The organism is Pseudarthrobacter sp. PvP004, from assembly GCF_017876035.1.
Taxonomy (GTDB): Bacteria; Actinomycetota; Actinomycetes; order Actinomycetales; family Micrococcaceae; genus Arthrobacter; species Arthrobacter aurescens_A.
This window is the reverse complement of the sequence record NZ_JAGINL010000001.1, coordinates 4,194,826-4,217,818: the sequence shown is the minus strand read 5'-3', so window position 1 is coordinate 4,217,818 and position 22,993 is coordinate 4,194,826. Positions and strand designations below refer to the sequence as shown.

The window sequence follows — 22,993 nt, the reverse complement described above, 5'->3', positions numbered from 1 at the left end:
GCCACCCCTTTTCCGGAACTCTCCAGAACCCAGTTGGCATGAGTCTATGACTGCATAAGGCCGGGCGGGAGTAGGGGCTGCGCTATGTGCATAAGTCAATTAGTGTCGGTGGAAGCTGGGGGCAACCAGCCACCACACCGTCGACGAGCCGGTTCCGGCCGTGCCGTCGGAAGGGAACGCCGCTATGGACACTTTCAAAATCGGTTATTTCGTAGGAAGCCTGGCAAGCAATTCCATCAATCGGGTCCTCTCCAAGGCCCTTATCAGCGTCGCGCCGCCGGAACTCGAGTTCCATGAGATCGCCATCAAGGACCTCCCTTTGTACAGCGCGGACTATGACGCTGACTTCCCGCCGGCGGGCCGGGAACTGAAGGATGCCATCGCAGCATCGGACGGGATACTGTTCGTCTCCCCCGAGTACAACCGCTCCATTCCGGGCGCGTTGAAGAACGCCATCGACTGGGGTTCGCGGCCGTGGGGCACCAATTCATTCGCGCGCAAGCCCACCGGAATCATCGGCGCTTCGCCGGGCGGCATTGGAACGGCCGTGATGCAGTCGTCCATGCGCAGCGTTTTGAGCTTCCTGGACGCACCGCAATTGAACGCGCCTGAGGCTTACATCCGCTTCGTCGCAGACGCGTACGACGACGACGGTTCAGTTAAGGACGAAGGAACCGCCGGGCTGTTGCGGCACTACATGGAGGAGTACAGCGCGTTCGTTCAGCGTGTCCTCGCTGCCAACGCACCTGGCCACATTGGTGATCCGGAACCGGATTCAGCCAAGCTCACGCGGTAACGCCAGGCGGGTGCCGCCCGCGACGCCTCCGGGCGTCACCCGCCAAAAGCATCCACAGTTACGGTTTAGTCAGTATGCTTACTACACGAGAAATCATGCTAGTAACCCAGGAGGAACCATGCTTCGCAGATTAGCCGTGACCACCCTTGCCGTGGCACTTTTCGCCGGGTCCATGCTTTCCACTACCGTTGCAGCCAACGCAGGAGTCGGCGCGCTGGGTAGCGTAGCCGCCACCACAACCCCGGCGCCCGAGCCGAGCAACCCCTCCGGGCCATCCACGGCGACACCCACGGCGGAGCCCACCACCGACGTCTCGAACCCCGCCGGCACCGGGCCCGCCAACCCGGGCACAAGCGAAAGCGAACAGCAGGAGCAGACGCGCACTGATGTGGTGCCGTGGATTCTGGCGGCCGTTGCCGCGGCCATCATCATCGTGTTGATCATATGGACTTTGCGGAACCGGCGCGGACGGGACAAGGGAATCAGCGACGAGCCGCGCTAGGCGCAGGCAACCGCCCCAGGGCCTTAGTCGTCCAGCGAACCAGCCATCAACGTGCCGATCGCGCTGCTTTCCAAGTGCTCCAGCAGGTGCCGCGGATTGTCGTAGACCTCCACGGCGCCGGCCTCGCGCAGTTCGGCCTCGCTGATGCCACCGCAGGTCAGGGCAATGACGGGAACACCGATAGCCGCGCCGGCCTTCACATCCCATACGGCGTCTCCAACGAACACCACGTCCTTTGGGCTAAGACCAAGCTTGTCCAGGCACGCCTCCAGAATGTCCGGGGCAGGCTTGCTCTCTTTGGCATCGTTGGAGCTGGTCCACGCATCAATGGAGGATCCGGCGTCGAGAAGATGCCTGCTCACTTCCAGGTCGCGTTCCTGAGCTGACGACGCCAAGCCCACGGCCAACCCGGCATCCGAGCACGCGGCCAGCAGGTCCCTGACGGAGTCGAAAGTCCGCAGCGTGGGCCAGAAGGTGGAGAAGACAGCACTATGCGCCGATTTCAGGTCCTCCAACATGTCCCTGGGGCAATCCGCAACCAGGCTTTGGATCAGCCGGTCGCCTCCCATGCCCACGCGCCGGTGGATGGCCGACATTTCGATGTCCAACCCTTCACGTCGGAACGCTTGCCACCACGCCATGGCGTGGAAATAGCTTGAGTCAATCAGTGTTCCGTCCACATCAAAGAGGACTCCGCGTTTCTTTCCCGACGTCGAGTCAGCTTCCACAATTAACCACCTTCGATTGAGTCCGTGCACCCTGCTCCGCGAGCGCAGAGTCGATGACGGGTTCCTCCAACATCAGGACGGCGTAGCGCTCGGCAGAGCTCGTGCGAAGAAGTCCCGTCCCCGCCACTTCCCGGATCGCCGCGACCCCTTCAACAGCCTCGTCCACGGAGGAATAGCGCTTGGACAGCCCCATGAGGCAATCCTCGCCGTCCACCATCAGAATTCGACATCCCCCATCGGGGGTTTCAACCAGCTCCAAATGCCCGGCCATGCAAACCTCCTCGTCGTCAGCGACACACCGTATAGTAAGACTCCTTAGTATAAGCCGGGACGAAATATTGCGTAACGCGGGAAATAGGCGTCTGCAACTTCTTGTTGGCGCAGATATGACAACAATCGGAATCATCGGTGCAGGACACATTGGCGGCCAGGTTGCCCGCAAGGCAGTAGAACTTGGCTATGACGTCGTGATCAGTAACTCACGGGGTCCCGAAACCCTCGGCGAACTCGTAGCGGAACTGGGACCGCGGGCAAGGGCCGCGACGGCAGCTGAAGCAGCAGCGGCAGGCGATTTCGCCGTCGTGACCGTTCCCCTGAAGAACTATCAAGACATTCCCGTTGAACCGCTCGAGGACAAGATCGTCATCGACACCAACAACTACTACTGGGAGCGCGACGGCCGCATCCCGGAGCTGGAAAACGGTGAAGCCACCACCTCCGGCCTCCTCCAAAAGCACCTCCCCACATCCAAGGTGGCTAAGGGCTTCAACCACATTTTCGCCAAGGACATCACTACCGACGGCACGCCCGCAGGGTCGCCGAACCGACGGGCGCTGGCCACCTCAAGCGATTTCCCCGAAGCCGCCGATCTCGTCACCAAGCTCTACGACGAGTTCGGTTTCGACACCGTCAACGTCGGCCCGCTGGAGGAGAGCTGGCGCGTTGAGCGCGACCGGCCCGCCTACGTCATCCGGCAAAACGCTGACGAACTCCGCGAAAACCTCGCCAAAGCGACCCGCACCATCTAACACGCAACGCACGACGGCGGGAAGGCGGCTTTCGCTTTCCCGCCGCCTTTATTTGGGCTGCTGTTTCGGGGCTCCTGAGAAATTTGGATTGAAATCGTGTCACGAACCGGGTCCGGCAACCACTCTATGGATGGCTGCCTCCTCGGGCGCCCGGCGCATCGGGCAGCCGGGGAGGCAGCTTTGTCCTTCAAAGCAAGCTATCCAAAGGAGCCCCATGTCCACCAAAATCTCAAGCTGGCCCGCGGCCACACCCATGTGGGTGGATCTCGGCGTCAACGATCTGCCGGCTGCCAGGTCCTACTACGCGGAGCTCTTCGGCTGGGAGTACGTCTCCGGCGGCGAGGGCTCCGGCGACTACCTCTTGGCGCACGTTGACGGACGCGCTGTCGCGGGGGTTGGCCCCAAGCAGGATCCGGGCATGGCTACTGTTTGGACCACATACCTGGCTACCGACGATGTCGATGTGACCGCCAAGAAGGTAATCGCCAATGGAGGACAGCTGATTGCGCCCCCGTTTGACGTGCTGGACTCCGGTCGGATGGCGTTGGCCATGGACAGCGTGGGCGCGGTCTTCGGCCTCTGGCAGGCCGGAACCCATATCGGGGCCGAACGTGTCAACGAGCACGGCGCACTCTGCTGGAACGAGCTCCACACCCGCGACTACGCCTCGGCCCAGGCTTTCTACTCCAAAGTTTTCGACGCCAGCTACCAGGACATCAGCGGGGACGATTTCACCTACTCCACGTTCAAGCGCCCATCGGACGGCCGGGAAGTGGGCGGAGTCCACCACGACACGGACATGCCGGAAGGTCTGCCGAACTACTGGCTGGCCTGGTTCGCCAGCGACGACGTTGATGGAACCGCAGAAAAGGCCCTGGAGCTGGGTTCCTCCCTGCTGGCACCTGTCATGGACAGTCCGTTCGGACGCATGGCAATCGTGCAAGGGCCACAAGGTGAAACGTTCGGCATCATCGACACGCCACCCACTGGCGATCAGTCCGCCAGCGAGTAGTCAGGCGGCAGCCGGGTTCAGGGCCTCAGCGATGACCTCGTGCGCGTGCGCCGCCGCAAGGGGTGCCGCCAAGCGATGTACTGCCTGGAACGTCCTGCGAACCGCCGGTCCATGCCACTCGGGCGGAAGGTAATCGGCGGGCAAGTTCGGGTCCCGATACGGGAACTTGCGCCACATGGTGAGCATCGGAATGTAATAGCGGAAAGCGTCGCGCCGCAGCTCTTCGGTGGATTCAGCAACGGCGACCTCCGGATCGTCCCCAACGCGTTCGGCCCACTGCTGTTCAGCGCCGTCGTAGAGCTCAAGGAACTCGGTGAACTGGTCATCGAGTTCCTTGAGGTCCCACCATTCGGAGATCTTGGGACGCATGGGTCCGTCAAAGACGTAGTCACTCCGGAAAAGATCCACGAACTCGATCAGGTCGCTCGCGGTGAGGCGTTCCCGGGCTTGCTCCAGCTTGTGCGCGGGTGCGATCCACACTCCGTTGGCCACGGAACCGAAACCAAGCCCCAGCAGCGCGGACCGCAGCTGGTGCCTGCGGTTCCGCATGGACTCCGGCACCGAGAATACTGCCAGCACCCAGGTGTCTACCGGCGCAGGCTGCTCCGGCGCGAAGATCCGCCGGTCCCCTTCACGGAACACGTCGCTGACGGACTCCGAAATCTTGTACTTGGCGATCCCGCCCTCGCGGACGCTCTTCAGAACGCCCTTGGACTTGAGCCTGGAGACCGACGACCTCACTCCCGGAGCATCGTAGCCGAGCGAACCCAGCATGGAGATCAGCGCAGAGACCGGCAATGCGTCACCGGCGTTCCGGCCGTAGAGACCGAAAATCGTGACGAGCAGCTGCTGGTGGCGCACCGGGGGTGCCGGAACGGCGAACATCTAAAGGCCCTCATTTCCGCGCCGGAGTTCCGGCGCCAGTCCAGTTCATCATAGGTGCGGGACTGTCCGCCGAGTTGGCAGTTAGTGCCAATGTTCCAGCGCGACATTGCCATTACCTGGTATGTCGCGGGACGCGTGCCTTGTCCGCGAGGGTCAGCCCAGCGAAAGAAGCAGGAAGAGGACGGCGAGAACCAGCGCCACGGGCGTCATGACCAAGCGTTCGGGCTTGCTGCGGGAGATCGCATTCATGCCGACACCCAGGGTGAAGTAGGCGGTAAGTACCCACATGAAGACGTCGGTGAAGGGCTGGCTGATCAACGCGGGGACTAGCCCGGCCTTGGCCAACGCCGTGTAGCCGAAGAGCACGTACAGCAGGATGGAGACGATGCTGCCGATCCTCAGCTTCCGCGGCAGGACCTCGTGCTGGCCACCCCAAGCGAACCGCCCGATGGGCGCACCGGCCACCAGTGCCAATTGGAAGATCGCAAGTAGGCCAAGAATTATGCACGCGAGAATCGCGTAGAGCTGCTCCACCGGCTAAGCGTAACTGCCGAGCGCCCGCGCCATCGGTGAACCAGACATGAACGTGAAACGAAAGACCGGCGAGCTGGCCGCGCCTTAGTAAGCATGCTTACTATAGATGGACGCGCGAACTCCCCGTACGGGGCTAAGCAGCCACCCGGAGTACTTTCCGTATCAACGATAGGAAGCACATCATGGCAGGAAATCTCGTAGCCCGTTCAATTCACGACCTCACAGCCGCTGCATGGTTCGGCGGCTCCTTGATGGGGGCCATCGGACTCAACGGCGCCGCAGCAGAAGCCAAAGATCCCACCGAGCGCACCCGCCTCTCAAGCAAAGGCTGGGGTAAATGGGCTCCGATCCAGACCGCAGCTTTCGCCGGACACTTGGCCGCGGACCTTGCCATCGCTTGGGAAAACAAAGGCCGTATCGCCAAGCAGGACAGCGTCGCCGCAAACACCATCTACAAGACCGTAGTGACTTTGGCTGGAGCTGCAGTCACCCTGTACGCAGGTGTTGTGGGCAAGAAGGTAGATGAGCTCTCCGATGAAGGCGCCCAGGGTGCCACGGAGCCGCGCGCCGGTGCATCGGATGAATTGAAGACCGCCCAAACGCAGCTGAAAGCACTCCAGTGGGCCATCCCTGCGTTCGCAGCCTGGGTGATCATTCTTGGCGCCAAGCACGGGGAGATGCAGCGGCCCAAGAACATCCTGAAAGGCCTGCGCTAGCCAACCCGCCTCGCGCTCGCGGCGAGAGGTTAGGAACCCTGCACGGCCTTGACGAAGTGTTCCGGCCAAGGCCGTGCAGTGGTGCTGCCGTTAGGTACGTGCACCGTGGTGACCGTCCCGTGCGCGGCCACCTCACCGGCGTCGGACGTTACTTGGAAAGCCATGGTCAGCGAGGTCCGGCCGAGCGCCTGAATCCTCACCGTGGCGGTGATGCGCTGGCCGAACCACAGCTTGGCTTGGTAATTGATCACTTGCTGCACACGCGGGGCGCTGGGGAAATAGTTGGGCAACTCCAGCGATCGGAAGAGCTCGGCCTCCGCAGCCTCAACCCAGCGCAGGATGGCTGAATTGTGCTGGTGTCCGGAGGCATCGGTGTCCACCCACTCCACCGTTCGCTCGACGCACGCCTCCGGAAACCTGTCCATGATTCTCCTAGCGGGCGCTGACGGCGATGTCGTCAGGATCAACGTCGACGGCGGCAACCGGCACCTCGGGCTGCGGCTTGGGAATCATCGCCACAGCGCCTGCCGCAAGTACGGCGATCCCGGCGAAGATGGCGAAGTTGGCCTCAAACGGCAGCTTGGAGCCTGCGATCCAGCCACCAATCAACGGCCCGGAGATAGCTCCCAAACGGGCGAAGCTCAGGGCCCAACCCGTCGCCGTACCGCGGACCTTCGCCGGGTAGTAGTCGGCGATGTAACCGGTCAAGACCAGCGACGTGGAGATGGACCCGACACCGGCGAAGGCCACGAACAGCAGGTTGACCACCATGGTGTTGGGGAAGACCAGCAGCATGATGCCCAAGCCGCCCAGGATGTAGAAGACCACCAGGATGAGCTTCTTCCCGTACTTGTCAGCAGCGCGGCCCAGGAGCAAGCCACCGATCGCGGAAGCAAGGCTGAAGACCAGGAGGAACGTCAGGGACGAGCCGAGATCGTATCCGGCTTTCTTCATGATGCTGGGCAGCCAGGTGTTGAGCCCGTAAACCAGGACCAAACCGCAGAAGAGTGAGATCCAGAAGAACACCGTTGAACGGATGTACTTCCGCGAGAACATGGTGGTGATGGTCTTCCACCACGGATCGGCTTGCATACCGGCTGCGGGCGCCACGGGGACAACCGGCCGGTAATCAGTGATGCTCAACTTGGCAGCCAGAGCCTTGGCCTCCGCCCTCCGGCCCTTTGATTCCAGGAATTCCAGGGACTCGGGGAGGAACTTCCAGATGATCGGAATCAGCACCACCGGCGCAGCGCCAATGGCGATGACGGCACGCCAACCACCGAGGGGCAGCACGAACAACGCAGCAAGTGCGGCCGCGACGATTCCCAGCGAGTAACCGGAGTACATGAGGCCGTAGTTGTAGGAGCGCTTATTCGGAGCCGAGTATTCAATGGTCAGGGCCGCTGCCACAGGAATGACACCGCCCATGCCCAGGCCGCCGATGAGCCTGAAGATGCCGAAGAGCTCCGGCGTCGGAGCCCACGCTGCTCCGGCCTGGGTGAGAGTGAAGATCACCATGGAGGCCAACAGCATTTTCTTGCGGCCCACGAGGTCGCTGAGCGTCCCGATGAACAGGGCTCCGATAAGCATGCCGATCAAGGCATATGATCCGAGTCCGCCAAGGGCCAGCGGACTGAGGTTCCATTCCTTGTATTCGGCAAGAGCGGGGAGGATGGCTCCCAGGACGCCGACGTCGTAACCTTCGGCGAGGATCGCGAGCCAGCAGCAGAACAACACCAGGCCGGTGGTCTTCTTGGGCACGTTCCAGTCGTTGACCGGTGCGGTGGCCATGGCTACTTCACCAAAACCGATGCTGCGGCGGACTCGGGAGTCCAGCGAAGATGCGTGTTGGCCTCTTCGATGTCCGTTTCCTTGAGCAAGGACAGGCGCGGACGAACGGCGTCAGTTCGTGAGCTCGGTGGCTTTCGACGCCCGGCACGGAACTGCGGGATCCACTCGGCGCCGGGGCCCTGGTATTCCTGTTCGGCAGCGGCGTGCAGGGTCCACTGGGGATCATAAAGGTGCGTACGGCCCAAGGCGATCAGGTCCGCGCGGCCCGCGAGGAGGATGGAGTTCACGTCGTCGTAGGTGGAGATGGCGCCGACGGCGATCACAGCCACGCCCGCCGGAGCGGCAACTTCCTGACGGATGCGGTCGGCGAAAGGCGTCTGGTAGCTACGACCGAACGCGGGCTTCTCCTCCTTGGCAACCTGGCCGGTGGAGACATCCAGGCCCGCAGCACCGTGTTCAACAAATGCCGCGGCTATGGACACGGAATCATCGGAAGTGTTGCCACCATCGATCCAGTCCGTGGCTGAGATGCGCACCGTCACCGGCTTGCTGGCAGGCCAAGCCGCACGAACGGCGTCGAACACTTCCAGCGGGAACCGCAACCGGTTCTCCAAGCTGCCGCCGTACTCGTCGGTCCGCTTGTTGGACACCGGCGAAAGGAAGGAGGACAGCAGGTAGCCGTGGGCCGCGTGGATTTCCAGGAGGTCGAACCCTGCCTGCTCGGCGCGGACGGTTGAGGCCACGAACTCCGCCTTAATGGCGTCCATGCCGGCACGATCCAGCTCAACGGGGGTCTGGTTCTCCGGACTGTACGGCAGTGCAGAGGGCCCCACCGCGGTCCAGTTGCCGGACTCGAGCGGCTGGTCAATGCCCTCCCACATGAGCTTGGTGGAGCCCTTGCGTCCCGAGTGGCCCAGCTGCGCGCCAATCTTGGCGGTGGAACGATCATGAACGAAGTCCACAATTTCCTTCCAGCTATCACGCTGGCCATCCGTGTAGAGGCCACTGCAGCCGGGGGTGATGCGGCCGGCTTCGGAGACACAGATCATCTCGGTCATGACCAGGCCGGCGCCACCGAGTGCCTTGGAACCCAAGTGCACCTTGTGGAAGTCGCCCGGAATACCGTCCGTGGCCGAGTACATGTCCATCGGGGAGACGACAATACGGTTCTTCAGCTCCAGTTGGCCGATGCGGAAGGGCTGGAACATGGCCGGAGCCACCTCGCTGATGCCCTGGGATTCGGCAAAGCCGCGATCCACGGCGTCTGCGAATTCAGGATCGCGGAGGCGCAGGTTTTCCTGGGTGATGCGGCGGCTGCGGGTCAACAGGTTGAACGCGAACTGGGTGGGGTCCTGGTCCTTGTACTGGCCGATGCGCTCAAACCACTCAAGGGAAGCCTGGGCTGCGCGCTGGGTGGAAGCGACCACGGGCCGACGCTCGGCCTCGTATGCGACCAGCGCGGACTCGACATCCGGGTGCTCGTGCAGGCAGGCGGCCAGCGCCAGCGAGTCCTCCATGGCCAGCTTGGTGCCGGAACCGATGGAGAAGTGGGCGGTGTGGGCGGCGTCGCCCAGCAGCACTACGTTGTTGTGGCGCCAGCTCTCGTTGCGGACCGTAGTGAAGTTGATCCACTTGGAGTTGTTGGTGAGGACCTCGTAGCCGTTCAGTTCCTCGGCGAAGATCTCGCGGATCTTGGCGATGGCCTTCTCGTCGGAGACGCCGGGAGGGAAGATTTCGTCGGCGGTTTCGTCAAAGCCGGCGGCGTGCCACACGTCCTGGTGCATTTCCACGATGAACGTGGAACCCTCATCCGAGTACGGGTAACCGTGGATTTGCATGACGCCCCACTCGGTTTCCTTCACGAAGAACTTGAAGGCCTCGAACACCTGGTCCGTACCGAGCCACATGAACTTGTTGGTCCGCGGGTCCAGGTTCGGCTTGAACGAGTCAGCGTACTTAGTACGGATCTGCGAGTTGATGCCGTCCGCGGCAAGAACCAGATCGTAGTTCGCTTCGAGTTCCTCAACAGCCGGAGCCAGGGTACTGAAACGCACGTCCACGTTCAGTTCGATGCAGCGGCGCTGGAGCAGTTCCAGCAATTCCTTGCGGCTCATGGCAGCGAAGCCCTGGCCGCCCACCGTCATCATCTCGCCGCGGAAGTGGATGTCGATATCGGACCAGCGGGCGAAGCGTCGGCTCATGTAGTCAGCCACTACGGGATCAGCGTTGCCGATGCCGCCCAGGGTCTCATCGGAAAATACGACGCCGAAGCCAAAGGTGTCGCTGGCAGCGTTACGTTCCCAGAGGGTGATGTCATGCGACGGGTCCAGCTGCTTCATCAGTGCTGCGAAGTACAGCCCGCCGGGGCCGCCTCCAACGATTGCGATTTTCATGGGTGTTGCTCCTTCTCAGGCCTGGCTCTGGCCGGCGGGGGTAAGTTGTTCGGTGTTTTCCGGGGCACTCTCTAATGGGGCCGTCGCCGCATTTTCTGAAAGGAGTCCGTCGCGGAGCTTGAAGTGCTGGAGTTTGCCGCTGGGATTGCGGGGCAGTTCGTTGACGAAGCGGACGTCGCGCGGGTACTTGTACGGGGCGATGGTCTGCTTCACGAAGTCCTGGATTTCCTTGCGCTTTGCGGCGTCGCCGGTGATGCCTTCGCGCAGGACAATGAACGCGCAAACGATGCTTCCGCGCTCCTCATCCGGGATTCCGATGACCGCGTTTTCCACCACATCCGGGTGTTGATCGATGGCCGTTTCAACCTCGGGCGCACCGATGTTGTAGCCGGAGGAGACGATCATGTTGTCCGAGCGAGCCTGGTACGTGAAGTAACCGTCAGCGTCCATGGAGAACGTGTCGCCGGTGACGTTCCACCCCTTGACCACGTAGTTCGCCTGCCGGGGATCGTCCAGGTAGCGGCAACCGGTGGGGCCGATCACTGCCAGGCGGCCGATCTTGCCGGGGCCGAGTTCATGGCCGTCGTCGTCCAGGATGGTGGCCCTGAACCCCGGGACAGCGCGGCCCGTGGTTCCGGGGCGAATGTCATCACCGGCGGCGGAAATGAAGACGTGCAGCATCTCCGTGGCGCCGATCCCGTTGACCAATCGCAGGCCCGTGGCCTCCCGGACTGCTTCCCAGGTTTCCTTGGAGAGGTGCTCTCCGGCAGAGACGGCAAGGCGCAGGCCCCGCAGGAGGTCCCCGCGGTTTTCCTTGAGGATCGCCCGGTAGGCCGTTGGCGCGGTAAAGAGGATGGTGGCCCCGGCTTTTGAGGCATGCTCGGCCAACTCCACGGGGCCCGCCTTCTCGGTCAGGAGCGACGACGCACCGAACCGAAGCGGGAAGACCACCAAGCCACCGAGCCCGAAAGTGAAGGCCAGCGGCGGTGAACCGGCAAAGACGTCATCCGCGGTGGGCTGCAGGATGTAACGGGCGAACGTGTCCGCGTTGGCCAGGATGTCCCGGTGAAAGTGCATGGTCACCTTCGGCACACCCGTGGTGCCCGACGTCGGACCCAACAGGGCAACGTCGTCCGCGGAGGTGTCCACGGCAGTGAACACCCCGCTCTTGCGCCCGCAGCGGGAGCTGAGGTCGCCGTCGTCGTCCGCTCCATAGGAGAGCACGGTGACAGCATCCCCGGCCGCGACCGCGAGCTCGTCCACGAAGCGGTGGTCCGATATCGCGACCACCGGCTTGGTGAGACCGATGAGGGTGGAGACTTCGTTGGAGCGCAGCATGGGCATGGTGGTCACCACTACCGCTCCCGCTTTCAGCACGCCGAGCCAGGCAGCGACGATCCACGGGTTGTTGGGGCCACGGAGAAGTACGCGGTTGCCCGGAACAACTCCGAGGTCTTCGGTGAGGACCTGAGCCACCTGGTTGGAACGCTGCTGGAGCTGACCATAGGTCCAAACAGTGCCATCAGGGGTCCGCAAGGCCGGGCGGTCTGCGCCGTACTGTTCGACAGCGTCGTCGATCAGCACCGCGGCAGCGTTGAGCCGCTCCGGGTAGTGGAGTTCGGGGAGGGTGAATTCAAGCGCAGGCCAAGTATCGGCGGGCGGCAGGTGGTCGCGGGTAAACGTGTCCACGTGGGCCGATGGCAACATGCTCATGGCCGGTCCTTTCAGTGGTGCGTCGTTGAAGCGGATGAAGGTTGGGGCAAAACTGTTCAGGCGCCGGCCCGGATCATGCCCTCTTGGGCGACCGTGGCAAGCAGCCTTCCTTGACGATCGAAGAAGCGGCCCATGGCGAGGCCCCTGTTGCTTTGACCGGAGATTGCGTCCTGGGCGTAGAGCACCCAGTCGTCGGCGCGACCGTCGCGGTGGAACCACATCGAGTGGTCCAGGCTGGCGGTGGCAAGTCCGGGGCTGGACCAGTTGAGTCCGTTCACCCGGAGGAGTGGCTCCAGAATCGTGTAATCGCAGACGTAGGCAAGTGCAGTGCGGTGGAGGTCGGCGTCGTCAGGCAGGGCGTCGAAGGCCTTGACCCAAATCGCTTGCTGCGGCACCGAACCGCCCTCCAACTCGATATATACCGGCCCTGGAATATGGCGCATATCGAAGCTGCGCCCCGTGGACCAGTAGTCCGCTGCAGGACCATCGGTTCCGTCCAGCGCTTCAGCAGCGCTCCTCAGCGATTCAGGCTCGACGGCGGCAGGAGCCTCGGGTTGGAAATCCGGGCCGTTTTCGGGAACCTGGAAGGAACCCATCGCGGCATACACGGGCTTGCCGTTTTGGAAGCCCCGGACCGTGCGTGTGGAGTAACCCCGGCCGTCCCGGAGGCGCTCCACCTCGTACCGGACACTGGAACCGATATCCACGGGACGCATGAAGTAGCTGTGCATCGAGTGCAGAGCCCTGTCAGCATCAACGGACCGCATCATTGCGGCCGCAGCCTGTGCCACCATGTCTCCACCATAGGCTTTTGGCCACGGAACGTATTGGGTGGTTGCTTCATAGGCTTCGTCGAAGACCTCGGCCGTTGCGGGCGTGAGTTCAACGGCCTTGAGGAAGGTCTCGGACGTCAGGGTTCCAGTGATCATGGCTTAGGCCCGGCGGTAGTCGGCGAGGGTATCGTCGGCAACGTCTTCGAGGTTGACCACCAGGTTTTCCGGCGTGCGCGCGGTAAGCCATACGAGTTCTTCCGTGATGGACATGTTGGCTTCAACGTGGGGCATGAACGGCGGCACGAACACCCAGTCGCCGGCCTTCATGTCGATGAACTCCGAGTAGTTTTCGCCGAAGTAGATGCGGCCGTGGCCACGGAGCACGTAGCCGCCGGTCTCAGCCTCGCCGTGGTGGTGCGGAAGTGAGCGGTAGCCGGGGGTGTTGGACACTTGGCCGAACCAGATCTTGGTTGCCGGGGTGTGCTGGATGCTGACGCCGGAGACGCGGATGCAATCGCCGGACTGGGCAGTGTTGGTGTCCTCAGCTCCGGCGCGGGTGACAACCGGGACAACCTTGCCGTCAGCCTGCGCGTAGATGGAGTTATCGCCTTCGAGTTGGTACTCGGTGGTGGTCTGGCTCATGGGTTTTCTCCTTTTAACTGGTGGTTCTGGACGTTTGCTGTCAGGCGGGGACCGCGACGGGTGCGTGGATTCGGAATTGGTTCTCCAACCGGCCGATCCCGTCGATCTCGGTGGTGAGGACGTCGCCGTCCTTGAGGAAGCGCGGCGGGGTCATTCCCATGCCCACTCCCCCGGGCGTTCCCGTAAGGACCAGGTCGCCGGGGCGCAGGGTGGTGAATTGCGAAATGTAGGACAGCAGCTGCGCCGGGCCGAACACCAGAGTGCTGGTGTTCCCCTGCTGCACAAGCTCGCCGTTGACGTAGCCGCGGACGTCGAAATGTTCCCCGGCTTCATCCGCGGTGACCATGACCGGGCCTACGGGGGTTGTGCCGTCCCAGGCTTTGCCTTGGAACCACTGCAGGGTCCGGTTTTGCCAGTCGCGCATGGAAACGTCGTTGGCCACCGTGTAACCGGCGATTGCCTCACGGGCTAGGTCTTCGTCCGCGCGGAACAGTTCAGAACCCACCACGACGGCGAGCTCGGCTTCCCAGTCGACGCGGCCGCTGCCGTGGACTTCCACGGCGTCGTTCGCTCCGACCAGGGTGTCCGCGTACTTGGCGAAGAGCGTGGGGTATTCGGGAAGGTCTCGGCCCATCTCCTGGATATGGTCACCGTAGTTCAAACCGCAGCAGATGACTTTGCCTGCGCGGGGCAGGAGCGGCGCCAATTCAGCGGCCGCTGCGTCGATGACCGTCTGCTCCTTGGACGCCGCGGCTTCTTCCACCATGGACCGCCACGCCGGCTGGGCCAGCAGGGCCCCAACATCAGAGGCGGGCAACGCGAGGTATGAGTCGTTGCCCGTGGCGAGTGCCGCCGTCGTACGTCCGCCGGCCGTGCGCAAGGTGGCTAGTTTCATTGCGGGTTCCCTTCGAGATTTTGTGATGTGTCGACTTTTTTACGATCGTCACATATGCTCAACGTAGCACGGCGGAAATGATCTGCACAGAGGCTTTCCAAAAGTTTTTGCAGTTGCCACAACCGAGGAGGAACAGCATGAGCCACACAACGATCAACCCGGAATCGCTGCCCAAGCCATCGGGCTTCGCGCACGGCATCCTTGCCGGCAACACCGTTTTCCTGGGCGGGCAGACGGCCTTGGACAAGAACATGAACATCGTTCCCGGTGGCATCGTGGAACAGTTCACGCAGGCGTTTTCCAACGTGATCACCACTCTTCGTGAGGCTGGCGGAGAGCCCGAAGACCTGGTCAACGTGACCATCTACCTCACCGACGTAGACGACTACATGGCCAACGGCCGTGAAATCGGACGGATCTGGCGGGAAATGGCGGGCTCGCAGTACCCCGCAATGGCCGGCATCGGTGTCACTCGCCTGTGGCAGAAAGAGGCCCTGATCGAAATCCAGGGCATCGCGGTGATCCCGGAGCGCTAAACCTCTGGCCGTTTTGGGTGCGCGTGGTGAACCATGTCCCTATGGGAACCGTCACCGAATATCTTGAGGGCGTCAGCGAGGCCAACCGCGGAATTCTGGAGCGGATTGTGAGGATCGCCCGCGAACTTGCGCCGGACGCCGAAGAAGGCGTCAGCTACGGAATGCCCGCGCTGCTGGTTGATGGCAAGGGCTTCCTCAGCGTGCTGGAAACCAAGAAGCACCTTGCCCTGTATCCCTTCAGCGGGAAGATCCTGCCGGAAATGTCGGAGGAGCTTGGGGGTTACTCGTGGTCGCCGGGAACGCTGCGGTTTTCTGCGGACAATCCTGTGCCGGACTCGCTGGTGCGCCGGATACTGGAGACCCGGTTGGCAGCGATCCGGAAGTAGTCAGTGCTTCGCCGACACGTCCTGGGAGATGGCGTTGGCGGTGGCTACGACTTCCTGGCGCACATGATCCAGGTACTTTGCGGGGTCAGGTTGCGCCGCTACAGCTTGGGCCTGAAGCGACACGTTGATGGCCGCGACATTGTCGCCATTGTTGTGGTTCCACACGGGCGCCGCGATGGACATCAGCCCGATCTCCAGCTCTTGGTCGAGCAGGCACCAGCCCTGCGTACGGACACGTTCGACGGCGGCCCGCAAGTCGGGCACGCTGGCGACGGTTCGAGGCGTGAGCGGGGTGAGTTCCGCCGTCGTGAGGTAGGCCTCCAGTTTGGCCTGCGGCAGTCCAGCGAGCAGGACGCGACCCATGGACGTCGCGTATGCCGGGAAGCGGGTGCCAACTGTGATGCCGACGTTCATGATGCGGCGGGTGGCCACACGGGCAACGTAGAAGATGTCCGGACCGTCAAGGACTGCGGCGGACGTGGACTCTCCCAGCTTCAGGCTGAGCTGTTCCAAGTGGGGCTGGGCCAACTGAGGCAGGGAAAGCGCAGAGAGGTACGAGTATCCGAGCTGAAGCACTTTGGCCGTGAGCGCGAAGGTCTTGCCGTCGGTGCGGACGTAGCCGAGCTCAACCAAGGTGTGCAGGAACCTCCGGGCCGTGGCGCGCGTCAGGTCGGTGCGGGCAGCGACTTCACTGAGGGTCATCACGGGGTTGTTCGCGTCAAACGCCCGGATCACTGCGAGTCCCCGGGCCAGCGACTGGACGTACTGGTCGCTGGCCTGCGGAGTAACTGCGGAGTCGGTCATGGTTACCAATCCTAGAGTGCGTTGCGGGGCCTACTCCGCAGGGCTCACGCCCCGAAAACCCTGCCGAGCGGGCCTCACAACGCGCAGGGCCGGAACTTGCGGGGCCTACTCTGCCTTTTTCAGGGGCAGCGGCACGAGCTCCTGGATTTCCTCGAACGTGCAGCCGAACGTCTCCCGGACGGTGACGCCGTCGGGTCCTGTCAGGAACACAGCCTTGTCCGTGTACACGCGGGTGACGCAGCCGACGCCGGTCAGCGGGTAGGTGCACTGCTCCACGAGCTTGGACACGCCCTCGCGGGTCAACAAAGTCATCATCACGAAGACGTCCTTGGCGCCGGTGGCAAGGTCCATTGCGCCACCGACGGCGGGAATCGCATCCGGGGCGCCGGTGTGCCAGTTGGCGAGGTCACCGGTGGCGGAGACCTGGAAGGCGCCGAGCACGCAGATGTCCAGGTGCCCGCCGCGCATGATCGCGAACGAGTCTGCGTGGTGGAAGTACGAGGCGCCGGGCAGTTCGGTGACGGGGATCTTGCCGGCATTGATGAGGTCGCCGTCGATCTCGTCTCCCTCCGCGGCCGGGCCCATGCCGAGCATCCCGTTCTCCGTGTGGAGGGTGATGTTCTGTTCCTCGGTGAGGTAGTTGGACACGAGCGTCGGCTGGCCGATGCCCAGGTTCACGAACGAGCCGGGAACGATGTCGCGGGCCACCAACTGGGCGAGCTCGTCGCGGCCCAGCGGTTTCTCGGACGTCTGGATGCTTGTCTGGGTGCTCATGCTCAGGCCACCTTTTCTTTTGTTCCGGCAGAATCGACGCGGACCACACTGTTGACGTAAATCCCCGGGGTCACCACGTTCTCCGGGTCCAGGGACCCGGTGGGCACGATCTCCGAGACCTGCACGATGGTGTGCTTGGCCGCCGCAGCCATGATGGGCCCGAAGTTCCGGGCGGTCTTGCGGTACACGAGGTTGCCCTTGCCGTCGGCCTTGAGTGCCTTGATGAGCGCGACGTCGGCGTGGATCGGCGTTTCGAACACCTGCCACTTTCCATCCAGCAAACGGGTCTCCTTGCCCTCCGCCAGCGTGGTGCCGTAGCCGGTGGGGGTGAAGAAGCCGCCGATTCCGGCACCGGCGGCGCGGATGCGCTCAGCCAGGTTGCCCTGCGGAACCAGTTCCAGCTCAATCTCGCCGGCGTGATACTTGGCGTCGAAGTGCCAGGAATCGGACTGCCGCGGGAAGGAACAGATCATCTTGCGGACCCTGCCTTCCTTGATCAGCAACGCCAGGCCCTGGTCGCCCTGGCCGGCGTTGTTGTTGACCACAGTCAGGTCCTTCGCGCCGCAATCCATCAGGGCATCGATGAGTTCGAACGGCTGCCCGGCGTTGCCGAAGCCTCCGATCATCACCGTGGACCCGTCCTTGATGCTGGCGACAGCCTCGCCCACAGTGTCAATGAAATTCAGCATGATCCTTACCCCTTCTATGCCGATGCGCCGGCAGTAACGTTTTCGAGCACCACGGCCAGGCCTTGGCCCACGCCGATGCAGATCGCTGCGACGCCCCAGCGCTGCCCGGAAACCTGCAAGGAACGGGCCAGCGTGCCAAGGATGCGAGTACCGGAGGCACCGAGCGGGTGGCCCATGGCGATCGCACCACCGTGGCGGTTCACGATTGCGGGATCAATCCCCCACGCGTCAACGCAGGCCAGCGACTGCGCGGCGAACGCCTCGTTAAGTTCGACGGCGCCAACCTGGTCCCAGCCGATGCCCGCCTTCGCAAGGGCCTTGTTAGCCGCTTCCACCGGCGCGAATCCGAAGAACTGGGGATCGTTGCCATGCGCACCACGGCCGGCGATGCGGGCCAAAGGATCCAAACCAAGAATCCCGGCAGCCGCTTCCGAACCGATCCATGCTGCTGAAGCACCATCAGACAACGGCGAGGCATTCCCGGCGGTGACCGTACCGCCGTCGGGCCCTGAGGACTCAGGCCGGAAAACGGTCTTCAGCCCAGCCAGCTTCTCCGCCGATGATCCGGCACGGATGCCCTCATCACGGACCAGATCAGTGCCCGGAACCTGTGACACCAAAGAATCGTAGAAGCCTTCGTTCCACGCAGCGTCGGCCAGATTGTGGGAATCTGCCGCAAAAGCATCCTGCCGCTCACGGGTGATCCCGTACTTCTCGCGGAGGCGTTCGGTGGCTTCGCCCAGGGAAATGGTCCAGTCCTTGTTCATGGCCGGGTTCACCAAACGCCAACCCAGCGTGGTGGACGCCAGGGTCATATCCCCGGCCGGGTAGGGCTTGGAGGTCTTCGGCAGCACCCACGGCGCACGGCTCATGGATTCCGCGCCACCCACCAGCATGAGTTCAGCGTCGCCGGCGTTGATCTGCCGCGAAGCGATGATCGCAGCATCCAGGGATGAGCCGCAGAGCCGGTTGACCGTGGTGCCCGGAATGGAGACGGGCAGGCCGGCCAGGAGGGTGGCCATACGGGCGACGTTGCGGTTTTCCTCGCCGGCGCCGTTGGCGTTGCCGAACACCACCTCGTCGATCCGCTCCACGTCCAACCCCGGCGCCCGGCGAACGGACTCGCGGACCACGTGTGCGGCAAGGTCATCGGGACGGACAGCGGCAAGGCCGGAGCCGAACTTGCCAAAGGGCGTGCGTACGGCGTCGTACACGAAAGCCTGGTTCATGGGTTTCTCTTTCGTTCTTCCCACCTGAAGTGCGACTCAGTTGGGTTCGGATGCGTCGATCTCAGCGAATACTGTCTGTGCCGTCTTGAAGGCCGAGTTGGCCGACGGCACACTGCAATAAATGGCGGTCTGCAGCAGGATTTCCTTGATTTCGTCCCTGCTCAGGCCGTTGTTGAGGGCCGCCCGGACGTGCATGGCAAGCTCCTCCCAGTGACCGTGCGCCACCAGCGCCGTGAGGGTGACAGCGGATCGCATGTGCCGGCTCAGGCCGGGCCGCGTCCAGATGCCACCCCAGGCGATCCTGGTGATCATGTCCTGGTAGTCCTCGGTAAAGGAATCCTTGTTCGCGTTGGCACGGTCCACGTGCGCGTCGCCCAGCACTTCGCGGCGAACCACCATGCCGGCGTCGTAAATGTCTTGCGCGGTGGCGTCCGCCTGCACGGCACCGTTGCGTTCGGCATCGCCGGAAACAGTACTCATCGTCCGTTCTCCTTCATGAAGTTGCTCATCAGTTCAGCCACCACTGCCGGTGCCTCAGCCGGGGCAAGGTGACCGACGCCGTCGAGCGCTACAGCCTCAGCGGTACCGCCGCCGGCCGTGATACCCGAAACAACAGATTCAGCCACAGACGGCGGCGCTACGGAATCCTCGACGCCGGCGATCACCTGGGTGGGGACGGTGATGCTGCCGAGCTGCTCGCGGACATCGAACGCGGCGAGGGCTTCGCAGCAGAACGAGTAGCCGAAGCGGTCGGCGTCGCGCAGGGCGTGCAGGAGGCGGCTGCTGATGTCCGGCTGGCGCTCCATGAAACCGGGACCGAACCACCGCTCAGCGGAGCCCTGGATCATCACCGGGGTGCCCAGCTTGCGTACGGTTTCGGCACGCTCCAGCCAGCCTTCGGGTGTGCCGAGCTTGGCGCCACTGCACTGGACGGACAGGCTGCGGAGCCGGTCGCCGTGCTTGATGCCGAGCTGCAGGCCCGTGGCTCCGCCCAGCGAAACACCGGCGTAGTGGAAGTTGACGCCCGGGGTTACCGAATCGACAAGATCCACGACGGCGTCCGCAAGTTCCGCGACATCGAACCCTTCAGTGACTGTCGGCGAGATGCCGTGGCCGGGGAGGTCCCAGCCGATGACGTCGTACTCGTCGCCGAGGAGCGCGGCGGTTTCCGTCCAGAGGATCGTGGAGGTGCCCAGTGACGGACCTACCACCAGGAGCGGTTTGGCTCCGAGTTCGCGCTGCGGGGAGAGCAGCACGGCCTTGACAGTTGGCTTAGCCACGCGTGGCTCCTTTCGGGGAGAATCCGGCATGGTCCGGGTACGCGGCAAGGATCCTACGGCTGATCTGTGCGGCTTCGCCGAGGTAGCTTGCGGGATTCAGGAGTGCTTCGAGTTCGGCATCGGACAGCTTGTCCGCGGGGACGGTTTCGCGCAGCAGCTTGGTGTAAATGCGGGACTGCTCGGCGGCGGGTGCTTTCAGGGTTTCGTCGACGACGGCCTGCAGCTTCTGCTTTCCGTCCTCGCCCAGCAGAGGAGCGACGGCGGCAGCCACACCTTCGCTGAGCAGCAGCGGCCCTGTTAGTTCGAGGTTCCGGCGCATGGCATCCGGGAAGACGCGAAGACCTTCCGTGAGTTCGCGGAGGTTTCCGGATGCGCCCAGGGCCAACGCGAGCAGCTGACGCAAAGCAGGCCATTCGCTGTGCCAGGCGCCGTCGGGTCGCTCATCGTTGAAGGTGGCCGCAGCCAGGTGCAGTTGCGACGCGAGGCCGGGAGCCTGCAACGCCGCGCTGCGGATGAGCACGGACAGGACTGGGTTCTGCTTCTGCGGCATGGCGGACGAAACACCGCGCCCGGCCGCCAAAGGTTCGCCGAGTTCCGCAACTTCAGGTCGGCTCAGGAAGAGCAGGTCCGCCGCGATCTTGCCGAAGGAATCGATGAGTGCAGCGAGGCCGTCCCCCAACGCCGTAATGGCCAGGCGGTTGGTGTGCCAGGGAGCGGCAGCCGGGGCGAGGCCAAGTGCGGCAGCCAACGAGTCGGCCAGCGTGAAAGGCGTGGAAGCTGAACCGGCAGTCAGCTTGGTCCCGGAGGCCGACGTGCCGCCGGCTCCGCCGAACTGGACCGGCAGCTCCAAGGACTCCAAGCGTGAAGCCGCAGCCGCAACACCCTGGAACCACTGAGCAGACCTGAGTCCGAACGTGTACGGAAGTGCGTGCTGAGTCAGGCTCCTGCCCACGCACAGCGTTTCCGCATGCTGTTCCGCCAAGGCGGCGAGCGCCGTCGTCGTGCCTTTGACGTCCAGCAGCAGCGCCGAAACGGTGCGGCTGGCGAGCAGCATGAGGGCGGAGTCGAGGACGTCCTGGCTGGTCAGCGAGGTGTGGACGGCTTTGCCGGCGCCGATCCCGGCCGAGTCCACGGACTTGACCCGGGCACGGAGGTCACCGAGCAGCGGGATCACCGGGTTTCCGCCACCTTGGGCCCGTTCCGCCACCGAAGCGGCGTCGTAGGAGTCCACATGGGCGGCTTCGGCCACCACAGCGGCAGACCCGGCAGGGACGAGCCCCGCATCCTCGAGGACGGCAGCCCAGGAGGCTTCGACGTCGAGAATTGCCGCGATCACGGCGCGGTCGCCCGTCAGCGCAGCCACAGCGGGCGACGCCGAGACGGGGCTAAGGAGGCCGAAGTCGCCGTCGGTCATGCCGGTGTGTCCGCGTTGACGCTGGTTTCCAGCGAGCCGTCCTGCTGGAAGTCCAGGAACACGGTCTCGTCGCCACCCTGCAGGCGGATATCCCAAGTGAGGCCGCCGTCGGGATCGCGGCGTGCGATCAGCGTCTTGCGGCGCTCCGGATCCAAGGAGCTCAGCAGGGGATCGTTAGCCAATGCTTCTTCGTTTTCCGGCAGGTACACGCGGGTGAAGAGGCGGTTCATGAGGCCTCGGGCGAAGACCGCAACGGAGATGAACGCCGCAGCCCCGGGCTTGGTGGGGCCGGGGTTGACCGTGGTGAAGGTGTACACGCCGGAGTTGCCAACAGAGCCGCGACCCCAGCCGGTAAACGTGTAGCCGTCGCGAACCAGCGAACCGGTGCGCTGCACGATGTTGCCCTCGGAATCCGGCTGCCAGATCTCCAGGATGGCGTCCGGGATGGTGCTGCCGGATCCGTCGTAGACCGTGCCTTGCAGGCGGATGCTGCCGGGGCTGCCCGGAGCCAGGAGCTCGTTGTCCTTGTTGAAAGGGAGTGCGTAGCCGTAGAACGGGCCTACGGTCTGGCCCGGTGTGGGTGTCAGCTTGCTCATGTGCCTACTCCTCGTCCCCGGCGTCGCCGTATGCTTCGTTTTCCGTCCAGGTCCGCTTGGAACCGGTCAGGATGATGTCCCATTTGTAGCCGAGCGCCCACTCGGGGCTGGTGAGCTCATGGTCGTACTCCGCCACGAGACGGTCGCGGGCATCTTGGTCCACGATCGACTGGTAGATGGGGTCCAGCGGGAACAGCTGGTCGCCCGGAAAGTACATCTGGGTGACGATGCGCTGCGTAAACTCCGAGCCGAACATGGAGAAGTGGATGTGCGCCGGACGCCAGGCGTTCAGGTGGTTCTTCCACGGGTACGCACCGGGCTTGATGGTGGTGAAGCTGTACGAGCCGTCGTCACCGGTGATGCAGCGGCCGACGCCGGTGAAGTTGGGATCCAGAGGCGCGGGGTGCTGATCGCGCTTGTGGATGTAGCGACCGGCGGCGTTGGCCTGCCAGATCTCCACAAGCTGACCGGCCACCGGGCGGCCGTCACCGTCAAGGACACGGCCGGCGACGATGATGCGCTCACCTTGGGGCTCGCCGTTGTGCTGGATGGTCAGGTCCGACTCCAGCGCGTGAACGTCCTGGTGACCGAAAGCGGGCGAGTAGAGTTCGATGGTCTCCGGGTCCGCGTGGTGCAGGTTCTTGGTGGGGTGACGCAGGATGCTGCTGCGGTACGGTGCGTAGTCCAGGCGCGGCATGGTCTCCGGGCCCCGGCCGTTCTTCAGTGCCTCGGCGTAGCGGTCACTGATGCCCTTCATCTCAGCACTGAGATCGGCTTGGGTTTCCACCTTCTTGGGGGAAACGTGCGCGGCATGCGCCTCTGCGGGCGGCACGAGTTCCTCGGATTCGAGCGCTTGTGCTGGCTGTTCTTGCGGCAC

General features: G+C 63.6%; 27 protein-coding genes. 7 read left to right on the top strand and 20 right to left on the bottom strand.

Annotated elements, in window-relative coordinates:
* Positions 1-184: 184 nt before the first annotated feature.
* Both J3A64_RS19205 and J3A64_RS19200 read left to right on the top strand, forming a co-directional pair.
* Positions 185-796 carry an NADPH-dependent FMN reductase gene (locus J3A64_RS19205; protein WP_011776615.1) on the top strand — a complete coding sequence of 204 codons (612 nt, stop codon included), beginning with the start codon at positions 185-187 and terminating at the stop codon, positions 794-796.
* Positions 797-914: 118 nt separating this feature from the next.
* Entirely contained in the window at positions 915-1,298 is a 384-nt protein-coding gene (locus J3A64_RS19200; protein WP_043470856.1) for a hypothetical protein, read from the top strand.
* 23 nt (positions 1,299-1,321) lie between these two features.
* Here J3A64_RS19200 and J3A64_RS19195 read toward each other — a convergent pair whose 3' ends face one another.
* Positions 1,322-2,026: an HAD family hydrolase gene (locus J3A64_RS19195; protein ID WP_210065408.1), complete on the bottom strand. Its 705-nt coding sequence runs from the start codon at positions 2,024-2,026 to the stop codon at positions 1,322-1,324.
* Positions 2,016-2,297 (bottom strand): hypothetical protein, encoded by a 282-nt coding sequence (locus J3A64_RS19190; RefSeq protein ID WP_043806691.1) that lies wholly within the window; start codon positions 2,295-2,297, stop codon positions 2,016-2,018. The genes J3A64_RS19195 and J3A64_RS19190 overlap by 11 nt, the downstream gene beginning before the upstream one ends.
* A 115-nt stretch (positions 2,298-2,412) precedes the next feature.
* Here J3A64_RS19190 and J3A64_RS19185 point away from each other — a divergent pair, with 115 nt between their 5' ends.
* Complete coding sequence (locus J3A64_RS19185; protein WP_043470859.1) at positions 2,413-3,054, top strand: NADPH-dependent F420 reductase; 642 nt, start codon at positions 2,413-2,415, stop codon at positions 3,052-3,054.
* Between the two features lie 214 nt (positions 3,055-3,268).
* A complete protein-coding gene (locus J3A64_RS19180) occupies positions 3,269-4,066 on the top strand; it encodes a VOC family protein (RefSeq protein WP_193352632.1) in 798 nt (265 codons plus the stop codon).
* Here the strand turns inward: J3A64_RS19180 and J3A64_RS19175 are convergent, their stop codons facing one another.
* Together J3A64_RS19175 and J3A64_RS19170 are read right to left on the bottom strand one after the other, a co-directional pair.
* Entirely contained in the window at positions 4,067-4,951 is an 885-nt protein-coding gene (locus tag J3A64_RS19175) for a PaaX family transcriptional regulator C-terminal domain-containing protein (protein WP_011776619.1), read from the bottom strand.
* A gap of 153 nt (positions 4,952-5,104) precedes the next feature.
* On the bottom strand, positions 5,105-5,485 hold the full coding sequence (locus tag J3A64_RS19170; RefSeq protein ID WP_210065406.1) for a hypothetical protein: 381 nt from the start codon (positions 5,483-5,485) through the stop codon (positions 5,105-5,107).
* Positions 5,486-5,667: 182 nt separating this feature from the next.
* Between J3A64_RS19170 and J3A64_RS19165 the strand changes: the two genes are divergently transcribed.
* Complete coding sequence (locus J3A64_RS19165) at positions 5,668-6,201, top strand: hypothetical protein (RefSeq protein WP_011776621.1); 534 nt, start codon at positions 5,668-5,670, stop codon at positions 6,199-6,201.
* A gap of 29 nt (positions 6,202-6,230) precedes the next feature.
* Here J3A64_RS19165 and J3A64_RS19160 read toward each other — a convergent pair whose 3' ends face one another.
* The 7 genes from J3A64_RS19160 to J3A64_RS19130 are packed head-to-tail and all read right to left on the bottom strand — an operon-like array spanning position 6,231 to position 14,408.
* On the bottom strand, positions 6,231-6,626 hold the full coding sequence (locus tag J3A64_RS19160) for a thioesterase family protein (protein ID WP_210065404.1): 396 nt from the start codon (positions 6,624-6,626) through the stop codon (positions 6,231-6,233).
* 7 nt (positions 6,627-6,633) lie between these two features.
* Positions 6,634-7,992: an aromatic acid/H+ symport family MFS transporter gene (locus J3A64_RS19155; RefSeq protein WP_014923220.1), complete on the bottom strand. Its 1,359-nt coding sequence runs from the start codon at positions 7,990-7,992 to the stop codon at positions 6,634-6,636.
* Between the two features lie 2 nt (positions 7,993-7,994).
* Positions 7,995-10,385 carry a bifunctional salicylyl-CoA 5-hydroxylase/oxidoreductase gene (locus tag J3A64_RS19150; protein WP_210065402.1) on the bottom strand — a complete coding sequence of 797 codons (2,391 nt, stop codon included), beginning with the start codon at positions 10,383-10,385 and terminating at the stop codon, positions 7,995-7,997.
* A gap of 15 nt (positions 10,386-10,400) precedes the next feature.
* Entirely contained in the window at positions 10,401-12,098 is a 1,698-nt protein-coding gene (locus tag J3A64_RS19145) for an AMP-binding protein (RefSeq protein ID WP_210065400.1), read from the bottom strand.
* A gap of 56 nt (positions 12,099-12,154) precedes the next feature.
* Entirely contained in the window at positions 12,155-13,027 is an 873-nt protein-coding gene (locus tag J3A64_RS19140; RefSeq protein WP_014923223.1) for an acyl-CoA thioesterase II, read from the bottom strand.
* Positions 13,028-13,030: 3 nt separating this feature from the next.
* Positions 13,031-13,513, bottom strand: coding sequence for a cupin domain-containing protein (locus tag J3A64_RS19135; RefSeq protein WP_011776625.1), 483 nt, complete (start codon positions 13,511-13,513; stop codon positions 13,031-13,033).
* 40 nt (positions 13,514-13,553) lie between these two features.
* The gene (locus J3A64_RS19130) at positions 13,554-14,408 is read right to left on the bottom strand and encodes a fumarylacetoacetate hydrolase family protein (RefSeq protein ID WP_014923224.1); all 855 of its coding nucleotides are present in this window, start codon (positions 14,406-14,408) and stop codon (positions 13,554-13,556) included.
* Positions 14,409-14,545: 137 nt separating this feature from the next.
* Here J3A64_RS19130 and J3A64_RS19125 point away from each other — a divergent pair, with 137 nt between their 5' ends.
* The gene (locus tag J3A64_RS19125) at positions 14,546-14,944 is read left to right on the top strand and encodes a RidA family protein (protein WP_011776627.1); all 399 of its coding nucleotides are present in this window, start codon (positions 14,546-14,548) and stop codon (positions 14,942-14,944) included.
* A gap of 41 nt (positions 14,945-14,985) precedes the next feature.
* Positions 14,986-15,330, top strand: coding sequence for an iron chaperone (locus J3A64_RS19120; RefSeq protein ID WP_210065398.1), 345 nt, complete (start codon positions 14,986-14,988; stop codon positions 15,328-15,330).
* On the opposite strand, the gene J3A64_RS19115 is transcribed toward J3A64_RS19120, so the two are convergent.
* From J3A64_RS19115 to pcaH, 9 genes are all read right to left on the bottom strand, one after another.
* Positions 15,331-16,134: an IclR family transcriptional regulator C-terminal domain-containing protein gene (locus J3A64_RS19115; RefSeq protein WP_014923226.1), complete on the bottom strand. Its 804-nt coding sequence runs from the start codon at positions 16,132-16,134 to the stop codon at positions 15,331-15,333.
* A 105-nt stretch (positions 16,135-16,239) separates the two neighbouring features.
* Positions 16,240-16,908, bottom strand: coding sequence for a 3-oxoacid CoA-transferase subunit B (locus J3A64_RS19110; RefSeq protein WP_011776630.1), 669 nt, complete (start codon positions 16,906-16,908; stop codon positions 16,240-16,242).
* A gap of 2 nt (positions 16,909-16,910) precedes the next feature.
* Positions 16,911-17,597, bottom strand: a complete 687-nt coding sequence (locus J3A64_RS19105) for a 3-oxoacid CoA-transferase subunit A (protein ID WP_210065396.1) — start codon at positions 17,595-17,597, stop codon at positions 16,911-16,913.
* Between the two features lie 14 nt (positions 17,598-17,611).
* The gene (locus J3A64_RS19100; protein ID WP_210065394.1) at positions 17,612-18,826 is read right to left on the bottom strand and encodes a thiolase family protein; all 1,215 of its coding nucleotides are present in this window, start codon (positions 18,824-18,826) and stop codon (positions 17,612-17,614) included.
* A gap of 36 nt (positions 18,827-18,862) precedes the next feature.
* A complete protein-coding gene (pcaC, locus tag J3A64_RS19095; RefSeq protein ID WP_011776633.1) occupies positions 18,863-19,306 on the bottom strand; it encodes a 4-carboxymuconolactone decarboxylase in 444 nt (147 codons plus the stop codon).
* Positions 19,303-20,106, bottom strand: a complete 804-nt coding sequence (locus J3A64_RS19090; RefSeq protein WP_210065391.1) for an alpha/beta fold hydrolase — start codon at positions 20,104-20,106, stop codon at positions 19,303-19,305. Before J3A64_RS19090 ends, pcaC begins: the two co-directional genes overlap by 4 nt.
* Entirely contained in the window at positions 20,099-21,520 is a 1,422-nt protein-coding gene (locus J3A64_RS19085) for a lyase family protein (protein WP_210065390.1), read from the bottom strand. Before J3A64_RS19085 ends, J3A64_RS19090 begins: the two co-directional genes overlap by 8 nt.
* Entirely contained in the window at positions 21,517-22,116 is a 600-nt protein-coding gene (gene pcaG / locus J3A64_RS19080; protein WP_011776635.1) for a protocatechuate 3,4-dioxygenase subunit alpha, read from the bottom strand. Before pcaG ends, J3A64_RS19085 begins: the two co-directional genes overlap by 4 nt.
* Positions 22,117-22,120: 4 nt before the next feature.
* Complete coding sequence (gene pcaH, locus J3A64_RS19075) at positions 22,121-22,993, bottom strand: protocatechuate 3,4-dioxygenase subunit beta (RefSeq protein ID WP_210065388.1); 873 nt, start codon at positions 22,991-22,993, stop codon at positions 22,121-22,123.